Below are 982 nucleotides of genomic sequence, written 5' to 3'. Positions count from 1 at the left end.
AACTGCTCGGCGCTGGGCCGGCGCCAGGCGCTGGCCTGCGCCCAGGCCTCGACCCAGCGGCGCTTCGGGCGCACCACAAAGTTGTCCATGGGCATGCCGGCGACGATGCCGTGCAGCAAGGCGGCCGTGTCTTCGCGCACGCCTGCTTCTGTCAACACCAGCGACGGGGGCGCTGCTTCCGCCACGCCGCTTGCCACTAGGCGCTGGTCCAGCAGCGCCAGCAGTTCGAGGCGCGCCTTGAACAGCCGCTGGCCCAATGGCTCTGCGAGGCTGCCGTCGCTGCCCTGCAGGTCCTGGTTGAAGAACTCCAGGTTCTGGCAAAAGTCGAAGACGAAGAAGTTTTTCTTGTCGTCGCCGGGGCCGAAAAGGTCTTCGCACAAACGGGTGCCGCGTCCCAGCATCTGCCAGAACTTGGCTTTGGAGCGCACGATCTTGAAGAACACCAGGTTCACCACTTCGGGNAAAGTCGAAGACGAAGAAGTTTTTCTTGTCGTCGCCGGGGCCGAAAAGGTCTTCGCACAAACGGGTGCCGCGTCCCAGCATCTGCCAGAACTTGGCTTTGGAGCGCACGATCTTGAAGAACACCAGGTTCACCACTTCGGGCACGTCGATGCCGGTATCGAGCATGTCCACCGAGATGGCGATGTGTGGCGCGCTTTCCTTGATGGAAAACTGGTCGATCAATGACTGCGCGTAGTCGGTTTTGAAGGTGATGATGCGGGCGTCATGCCCCTTGCGGTCCGGGTAGTTGGCATCAAAGCGCTCGGCAATGAATTCGGCATGCTTTTGGTTCTTGGCAAAGATGATGGTCTTGCCAATGCGGTCGCCACCCGCCACGCGGTGGCCGCGTGTCATGAGCGTTTGCAGCACCTTGTCCACCGTATCGATGTTGAAGAGCCATTGGTTGACGGCTTCTGCCGTCACTTCGTCGGGCGCGGCGCTGGCATCGTCGTCGTCCCACTCCAGCGCATCCCACTGGTCT

General features: G+C 61.4%; 1 protein-coding gene and 2 pseudogenes. 1 reads left to right on the top strand and 2 read right to left on the bottom strand.

Annotated features, from left to right (window positions below):
- A pseudogene (locus tag QZH66_RS16980) lies at nt 1–452 on the bottom strand (restriction endonuclease subunit R); the annotation flags it as partial.
- Nucleotides 453–582: 130 nt separating this feature from the next.
- Nucleotides 583–837, bottom strand: a pseudogene (locus QZH66_RS16975) (hypothetical protein); the annotation flags it as partial.
- Here QZH66_RS16975 and QZH66_RS16970 point away from each other — a divergent pair.
- Nucleotides 727–982, top strand: a 256-nt coding sequence (locus tag QZH66_RS16970; RefSeq protein WP_305807026.1) for a hypothetical protein, incomplete at its 3' end; no start/stop codon positions are given. The pseudogene QZH66_RS16975 and the gene QZH66_RS16970 overlap by 111 nt on opposite strands.

The sequence above is a fragment of the Stenotrophomonas sp. YIM B06876 genome, assembly GCF_030711595.1.
Classification (GTDB): Bacteria; Pseudomonadota; Gammaproteobacteria; order Xanthomonadales; family Xanthomonadaceae; genus Stenotrophomonas.
The sequence above is the reverse complement of the archived record's forward strand: the minus strand, read 5'-3'. Positions and strand labels throughout refer to the sequence as shown.